The 8238-nt window shown below is 61.3% G+C and carries 7 protein-coding genes and 1 pseudogene; 6 read left to right on the top strand and 2 right to left on the bottom strand.

Annotated features, from left to right (window positions below; translation table 11 throughout):
• Positions 1-85 precede the first annotated feature (85 nt).
• Positions 86-1141, top strand: a complete 1056-nt coding sequence (locus FCU66_RS07580) for a thioesterase domain-containing protein (RefSeq protein WP_136620589.1) — start codon at positions 86-88, stop codon at positions 1139-1141.
• Positions 1142-1421: 280 nt separating this feature from the next.
• On the opposite strand, the gene FCU66_RS07575 is transcribed toward FCU66_RS07580, so the two are convergent.
• Both FCU66_RS07575 and FCU66_RS07570 read right to left on the bottom strand, forming a co-directional pair.
• Positions 1422-2003: a metallophosphoesterase gene (locus FCU66_RS07575; protein ID WP_246093823.1), complete on the bottom strand. Its 582-nt coding sequence runs from the start codon at positions 2001-2003 to the stop codon at positions 1422-1424.
• A gap of 71 nt (positions 2004-2074) precedes the next feature.
• Positions 2075-2173 (bottom strand): annotated as a pseudogene (locus FCU66_RS07570) (SDR family oxidoreductase); the annotation flags it as partial.
• A 176-nt stretch (positions 2174-2349) separates the two neighbouring features.
• Between FCU66_RS07570 and FCU66_RS07565 the strand changes: the two are divergent.
• From FCU66_RS07565 to FCU66_RS07545, 5 genes are all read left to right on the top strand, one after another.
• Positions 2350-3300 (top strand): MurR/RpiR family transcriptional regulator, encoded by a 951-nt coding sequence (locus FCU66_RS07565; protein WP_136620588.1) that lies wholly within the window; start codon positions 2350-2352, stop codon positions 3298-3300.
• Between the two features lie 46 nt (positions 3301-3346).
• A complete protein-coding gene (locus FCU66_RS07560; protein WP_136620587.1) occupies positions 3347-4789 on the top strand; it encodes an amidase in 1443 nt (480 codons plus the stop codon).
• Between the two features lie 55 nt (positions 4790-4844).
• Positions 4845-6377, top strand: a complete 1533-nt coding sequence (locus FCU66_RS07555; RefSeq protein WP_168992057.1) for an ABC transporter substrate-binding protein — start codon at positions 4845-4847, stop codon at positions 6375-6377.
• 73 nt (positions 6378-6450) lie between these two features.
• A complete protein-coding gene (locus tag FCU66_RS07550; RefSeq protein ID WP_136620585.1) occupies positions 6451-7389 on the top strand; it encodes an ABC transporter permease in 939 nt (312 codons plus the stop codon).
• A 50-nt stretch (positions 7390-7439) separates the two neighbouring features.
• On the top strand, positions 7440-8237 hold the full coding sequence (locus tag FCU66_RS07545; protein ID WP_246093822.1) for an ABC transporter permease: 798 nt from the start codon (positions 7440-7442) through the stop codon (positions 8235-8237).
• Position 8238: the final 1 nt, after the last annotated feature.

Raw genomic sequence — 8238 nt, 5'->3', positions numbered from 1 at the left:
ACTCATCTGCTTACGACACAAAAGGCAGCCGGGGCTTGTTCGCTGGACTGTCAGTGCGTAAAAGGCATCGGTTTGGGGCTTTCCGATGAACGTTCAACAATGGGTGCGGCCCGCCACGCTGCCGGGCGATGGCCCGGCGCGTGCGATCGCCGGCATCTTCGCCGCGGAACTGCAGATCCCTTCGGTTCAGCTCGACGACAACTTCTTCGATCTCGGCGGCGACTCGCTGACGGCCGAGACTTTGGTACTGGCCGTGCAGAAGCGATACGGCGTCAAGTTGCAAACCTCCGTCCTGCTCGGGGCGCAGACGCCGCGTGAGTTCGGCCGGTTGATCGCATCGCTGGTGCCGGTCCATCCTGCCAGTCAACTGATCGTGCCGGTGTCGGGCAATGTCGGCCATGAGCCGATCGCCATGATCCATGGCATTTCCGGCTCGGCCCTGTTCGCCAATCGCTTCGGCAAGCGACTGAAGCAGAAATACGCTGTCATGGCCGTGCGCGGCATGGGGCTCGAGCCCGGCGAGACGCCCTATTCCAGCATGGCCGAACTAAGCTCCAACTATTTTGAAGCCCTCACTTCGGTGACCGGCCAGCATCCCGACATCATTGGCGGCATATGCGCGGGCGGCCTGCTGGCGATCGAGGTCGGCCGGCTGAGCCATGAAGCGACCGGCAAGCGGCCGGCGCTTGTGCTCATCGATCCGCCCTCGCCCGGCTCAGCCTGGCTGAAACCGATGCCGGACGATCGCATGACCGAGAGCAGGCGCCGCCAGATCGCCCGCAAGGTGACCTACTGGCGCCTGTTGCGCGATGGGCTCAGCGCGGTCGGCCTGGGACAGACGCGCCTGGGGCGGCATCTGCGCAAGAAGGCGTTCAAGAGCGCGCTCTTGCAGGCAGCAGCCGGATTCGTGCCCTCATCCTATCCCTGCGACATCCTCATTCTCGCCAGTTCCGAGTGGGGCGCCACGACAGTGGCGCAATACAAGGGCTGGGCATCCGACATGGCCACCGTGAAAACGGTCGTCATGCCGGGCGCGCATGACAAGTTCCGTGCGGCCAACATGGATGCGATCGACGCGGAGATCATCGCTTTCCTCGCTGCGAGAGATGTGGCAGCGCACGAAGTCCAGCATCAAAGATGAGTTTTGGCCAGGAAATGCTGGAGGCCTTCGCCGCCTATGGCGATGCGTTGCCATGGTCAGCAGCCGCCAGCGGATAACATACACCGCGGGTGACGGGTGTTATTCCGCCGCGCCGGTGGGAAAATCGTGGAAATGGACAACCACCCCGTCCGCATCGATCAAGATCACGGCATAAGCGGGAGGCTCGTGGCCAAGGCTCCAGCTGTTCGAAAATCGAGCGCGGTCTGGTGATTGGTGCTGCGCAACGTGCTGACGGGAATGCCGCGCCAGCTGCCGGCGATCAGCCGATGGACGTGTCCGGCGAAGGTATGACGGACATTGCCGTGGCGCAGCAGAACATCGTGCAACGCATCGGCGTCGGTGAGCATGACACGATCGAGCTCAGGGTGTGAATCCTGAACGGCGGATGGTGTATGAACAGGAAGACCGGCCGGTCGCGCGCCTCCTGTAACCTTTCGTCGAGCCAGTCGAGGCGCGCCTCGCACAGCCTGCCCTCGACATGGCCGCTGTCCAGTGTGTCGAGCAGGATCAGGTGGCCCTCGCCACTGTCGACGACGCTCTGGACGAAACCGCGCTCAGCGGCCGCTTCAGGGAACATCTCGAGAAACAGCGCCCGGTCGTCATCGTTGCCAAGCATCAGCCGCCAGGGCGGAACGAACCCTGCCAGTTTTTCCTTCAGTGCGGCGTAGGCAGCGCGTTCGCCGTCATTGGTGAGGTCGCCGGAAATCACCACCAGTTCGGCATCGGCATGATTGCTGCTTATCTCGGCAAGGCAGGCCTCCAGCCGGGAGAGCGGGTCGGAGCCGTACAGAAGACCGCCTGGCGCAAGCAGATGAGGATCCGATACCTGGATGATTTTCATGGACCTGACCGCAGTGCTTCATGCTGGCGCCCGGCGGCACCAGTCGGAAAATGAAACGTTGAGACCACCCTCTACTGTGCGGTCCAGCCGCCGTCCATCGGCAAGGTCGTGCCGGTGATCTGCTTGGCCGAATCCGAACACAGGAACAGCGCCAGCGCCGCAAGCTCGTCTCAGTTTGGCCGATTGTGAAATAAAAATACCGAAATATGAAACTGTAAAATTTATCTTTCACAACGTGTTTTCGCGTGCTAGCGTCGCACCCGCAAACTGGAAATGAAGTGCACGTCTTTGGGCGGCATTTCCCTGCCTGACCGAAAATGAACTTGTCGATGGGACACTGCAGCCGATGAAGACGAAGGCGCCTGGCAAGAAGGCTGTGTCTGGTGAGAATGAGGTGGCCAGTGCTCTGGAAGCCAGGTTGCGTGAGGGCTGGCTGGATTTCGCCCGGACCGAGCAAGCAATCGCGCGATACCTGCTTGCCAACATCCATGACATCCCCTTTGAAACTGGTGCCACCATTGCCTCCGGCGCTGGTGTAAGCGAGGCAAGCGTTACCCGTTTCGTGCGGCGTCTCGGCTACACCGACCTCAAGGAAATGAAGCGCGGCCTGCGCTCCGCGCCGAAAGTCACAGGCCCAGGCCTGGATAGTGCTGAGTTGCGTTTTCGCATCGGCGGCGAGAAGCAGGAGCGGTTGGCTCGCAGCTTGGAGATGGAGCAGCAGGCCTTGGCCGCGGCCTATGGCCTTGCCCAGGGCGAGATGTGGTCCGAAATCGTTCATCTGCTTAGCAGCTGCGACCGCGTGAACTGCGTGAGCTTCCAGGCGGTGAAGGGACTGGGGCTCGATTTCGCGACGCGTCTGCGCTGGGTGCGCAGCGGTGTTCGCTTTGCCGAAGGTTTGGGCGGCACCTTCTCGGAAATCCTCACCGACAGCGGCGAAAATTCCTGCGTCCTGCTGATCGATACGGCGGAATACGCCGCGATGAGCTTTCGGCTTTGCGCTCAGATCAAGCGTCGCAAGATTCCGTTGATCATCGTTACAGACAAATACAGTCGTTGGGCATCTGAATACACAAAGCTTGCGCTCGAAGTGTCGACCCGCGTTGACCTGTACTGGGATTCGACGGCTGCGATAAGTTCGGTGCTGAACCTGCTGACTCATTCCGTTGCCGAGAAACTCGGCAAATCGGCCGAGACACGGATGAATGAGCTGGAGGATATCGCCGGAATCCTGCGGACCTTCCACAAACCGCCACGGCGCGTAGCGCGACATATCAAAGAGGAAGAAGGCGAAGAATGATGATGCATCACCCGTTGCTGGATCCGTGGACGGTCAGGGCAAGCGCATGAAGCTGACGGAATACGCCGCCCATGACGGCCTTGGTCTGGCCGAGCTTCTGCGCAAGCAGGAAATTACACCGCGCGAGCTGGGAAATTGCATCCTTTCGGGGATCGCCGCGGTCAATCCACAGCTCAATGCCGTGATCGAAACCTATGCCGATGCGATCGAAGCCCTTGGCGACGTTCCCGGGCCAGCACCTTTCTACGGCATGCCGACGTTGACCAAGGATTTCCCCATCGAAGCCGGCCGGCCGGGAGAGTTCGGCAGCGTTTTCGCAAAAGGCTTCACCTCGGGCGACGATCACGCCTTCTGGGTGAAACTGCGATCCGGCGGCCTTGCCAATGTCGGGCGTACCACCACGTCGGAATTCGGCATCGCGGCGGCAACCGAATCCTCGCTCTACGGTGCGACGCGCAACCCCTGGGATACCAGCAGGGGTGTTTCGGGATCGAGCGGCGGCGCGGCCGCTGCCGTTGCCGCCGGCATCGTTCCCTTCGCGCAAGGCGCCGATGGCGGTGGCTCCATTCGCACACCCGCCTCCTTTTGCGGTGTCGTCGGCCTGAAGCCGTCCCGCGGCCGGATCAGCGGCGCGCCGGAATCGAATGCGCCAATGCTGGGTCTCGCCATTTCCTTCATGCTGACACGCTCGATCCGGGACACGGCGGCTTTGCTTGATCTGGGGTCTGGTGCGGTTCCCGGCGACAGCTATGAGATCGCCCATCCAGCCACCAGCTATGCCCAGGCGATCGTCACGCCACCGAAGGCTTTGCGCGTTGCCCTGTGCACAACGTCCTGGTCCGGCTATCCGCTCGACGCCGAGGTGAAGGCCGCGGTCCTCGACGTGGGCAAGAGGCTGGAGCAACTGGGCCACAAGGTCGTCGAGGCCAGTCCTGTGTTCGATTATGAGCGCTATCTGGCGGCACAGAAAGTGATCTGGGCAGCCTCTACGGCGCAATCGCTCGACGAGTTGGCGGGCTTGCTGCGACGGCCGATCGAAGACGCTTGCCTGCAGCAGACGACACATGCCGTCTACCGCCATGGCCGAACGCTCGATGCGGCGAGCCTGATCGCGGCTCTCGCGGTCTATGACCAGATCACGCGGATCGTTGGTGAGTTCCTGGCCACCCATGACGTGCTGGTGACGCCGACTTGTCCGATCTCGCCGGAGCTGCTCGGCACGCATAACCCGGATCGTGCTGGCCGCGACATCGATACGGTGTTCGCGGATCTGGCGCCGAAGGAGACGTTCAGCGCGCTCTTCAACGGCACCGGTTCGCCGGCGATATCCCTGCCGCTCGGCTGGACGCAAAACGGCCTGCCGATCGGAGTGCAGTTTGTCGCGGCATTCGGACGCGACGACCTGCTGCTACGGTTGGGTGCGGTGCTTGAGGCCGAATACGCCTGGCACAGACGCAAGCCACCCATCCACATCACAAAGACTGCTTGAACCAACAAGCATGGACTGCCCCTGGGAACATCATCAACGCAAATGGGAGATTGTCATGGACCGCAGAGTATTCCTCAAGAGCGCGGCGCTTGCCGGCTTCAGCATCGCGACATTGCCGGCGACATTGCTTCGAGCCAATGCTGATGGCAGCAAGATCCTGCGCATGGGCTATGGGTCCGAGGTTCTCACCCTGGACCCGATCAAGACCACGTATGGAGCCGATATCCTCGTCCAGGGCATGATGTATGCGCGCCTGCTGCATGCCAATCCCGATCGCACCGAAGTCGGCCCGGGCCTCGCCGAGAGCTGGGACATCGCGGATGACGGCAAGACCTATACCTTCCACCTGCGCGAGGCCAAATTTTCCGATGGGTCGCCGATCACGGCCGAGGATGTGGCGTTCAGCTGGAACCGGATGCGCTTCCAGAAGGACTCCGCCTATGCAGCGCCGTTCCAGCCCCTGACCAAGATCGAGGCAAAAGATGCCAGGACAGTGGTAATGACGCTCGATCGCAAATTCACGCCCTTCCTGACCCTGACCGAAATCTGGAATACCGGCATTGTGCCGAAGGCAGCGGTCGAGAAGATGGGAGACGACGCTTTCGCCAAGGCACCGGTGACATCAGGACCATTCAAATTCGTCGAATTGAAACCGGGGGACCGCGTGGTCCTTGGTCGTAACGAGCACTATTACCGCGAAGGCGAGCCTAAGATCGACGGCGTCGAATTCCGCTATGTCCCGGACGACAATACCAGGGTCTCGATGTTGCAGGCGGGCGAGCTCGACGTCTGCCTCGCAGTTCCAGCCCCGCGTATGGCCGAATTGAAGGCCGCCGGCTTCCGGGCCGACCCTGAACCTTCGAGCACCACCTATGACATGCTGATCAACCATTCGGCAGAACCCTTCAACGACCTCAAATTCTGCCAGGCTGTCAGTTATGGCATCGACCGCACGGCGATCAACGCCGCGGTGACGCTGGGTCTCGGCACGCCGGCCAGTTCCATCATGAGCCCGACGCTCGATTACTTCGACAAATCGTTGCCGGTCATTGCCCGGGACGTCGAAAAGGCCAAGGCCCTGCTGGCCGAATCCGGCAAGACCGGAGCCAGTTTCGAACTCATCCAGAATGCCGGCAGTGCCGACGAGGAAAAGGCGGCCGTGCTGATCCAGGCGCAACTGGCGGAGGTCGGCATCACCGTCAACATTGCCAAGATCGATTCCACCCAGGCATGGACCCGCCTCGCCGACGGCGAATATCAGGCGGAAATGAACTGGTGGTACAACGAGACGCGAGATCCCGACAACGCATTGCGCTGGTGCGTCTGGGGTGCGGGCGACAACAAGTCCTATTACACCCGTTACAACAACGAAATGGTCAACAAGCTGATCGATGAAGCCTCGGGTGAGGCGGACAATGCCAAACGGGCCGAGCTCTATGCCCAGATCCAGAAGATCGTGGTCGATGAAGTGGCGCAGGTGGCGCTCTATCACCCAACGTGGCTCAACGCCTACGCTCCGAGCGTGAAGGGACTGATCCTGAACGTCGGCCTGCAGTTCTCGTCCATCGGCGGGGCAAGCCTGGATTGACCGGCAGAGGACGTGGGGCGGGACGAGACAGTTCGTCCATGCCTCGCATCAGTTTGACACCAGGATCCCAACCATGAATCGATTCTCCTTCGTGCTCAGGCGGCCGATACAGTTGATACCCGTGCTGCTGGGTATCAGCGTGATCACCTTCCTGCTGCTGCAAATGACGCCCGGCGATCCGGTTCGCCTCATGCTTGGCCCCAAGGCCAGTCAGGAGGCGATTGAGTTCGTGCGGGCGCGATACGGTCTCGATCAGCCCGTCCCCGTGCAGTATTTCTACTACGTGATGAATTGCTTGCGTGGCGATTTCGGTCAGTCGATTGCCTTTCGCGGCCCCGTCAGTGGCGTCATCGTGGCACGGATTGCGCCAACGGTTTTCTTGATCCTTTATGGCCTCGTCATCTCGCTGCTGTTGACATTCGCGCTCGCGGTCACCGCTGCCCGGCAGCGCGGACGGTGGATCGATCATCTCATCCGTCTTGTCTGCGTCGCGGGCGTCGGCGTGCCGTCCTACTTTGTCGGCCTGCTGCTGATCATGGGCTTCTGCCTACGGCTGAAGATCTTCCCCGTATCCGGATACGGACCGACCTTTATCAACAACCTGGGGCATCTGTTCCTGCCGGCCCTGACGATCGGCATCGGGGTGACGCCGATCCTCGCCCGCAATCTGCGCGCGACCTTCATTCAGCAGCTGGATAAGGATTACGCGATCGCCTGCCGCTCCAGGGGCCTGCCGGAAAGCTACATCTTTTCCCGGCATGTGTTCTGGAATTCCCTGTTGCCGACAGTCAATCTGCTGGGCGTCGTAGTCGCCTTCCTGATCGGCGGGACGGTCGTTGTCGAAAATGTCTTCAATATTCCAGGGCTCGGCAACCTGCTCATCCGCGGCGTTCTCACGCACGACCAGTTCGTTGTCCAGGCAGTGGCCCTGCTGCTTGCCGTAGGTGTCGTCATTTCGAATTTTGCCGTCGACATCTTGACCGCCATTCTCGATCCACGGGTGGAATTGTGAGCGATGTGATGCGGGGCAGCGGCCCCTTGGCCATGGCGCGACTCCGGACGATGCCGGCAACCTTGGCCATTGGCGGCGCCATCACCTTGGCCTGGATCGTCGTGGCCATACTGGCGCCGGTGCTGACTGGTTTCGACCCGGTCAAGGTCGATGTGATGCAGGCGCTGAAACCACCTGGCGCCGAGCATTGGTTTGGCACTGACGCTATCGGCCGCGATGTACTGGCGCGGACACTGTTTGCCGCACGCTACGATCTCGCCATGGCCTTCTTCGGCGTGGTCGGTCCGATCATCCTGGGGACGATCATCGGCCTCATCGCCGGCTATCTGGGTGGCCGGATCGATGCGGCGCTGATGCGCATCCTCGAGGTCACCGTATCATTTCCCTATTTCGTCCTGGTGATCGCCATCGTCGCCGTGCTGGGGCCCGGCCTCAAGAGCTACTTCATCTCGCTCACCTTGGTGAACTGGGTCAGCTATGCACGACTTGTGCGGAGCCAGGCGCTGGTGCTGCGCGGCGTCGATTTCGTGTTGGCGGCACGCGGCATGGGTTTTGGCCATTTGCGCATCATGCTGTTCCACATCCTGCCAAATGCCATCGTCCCATCGATCGTCTTCGTCATGACTGATGCCGTGCTGGCCATCGTGCTCGGATCGTCATTGGGCTTTCTCGGCCTCGGCGTACAACCGCCGACGCCGGAATGGGGCGCCATGATCGCGGACGGGCAGACCTACCTGACGACCGCCTGGTGGATTGCGATCTTTCCAGGCATCGCCATCTGCCTTTTGGCGCTCGGCCTCTCATTGACCGCTGATGGTCTCGCCCGCCTCTTGAATACGGAATCCTGAG

The sequence above is a fragment of the Mesorhizobium norvegicum genome (assembly GCF_004919685.1).
In the GTDB taxonomy this organism is placed as follows: domain Bacteria; phylum Pseudomonadota; class Alphaproteobacteria; order Rhizobiales; family Rhizobiaceae; genus Mesorhizobium; species Mesorhizobium norvegicum.
The sequence above is the reverse complement of the archived record's forward strand: the minus strand, read 5'-3'. Positions and strand labels throughout refer to the sequence as shown.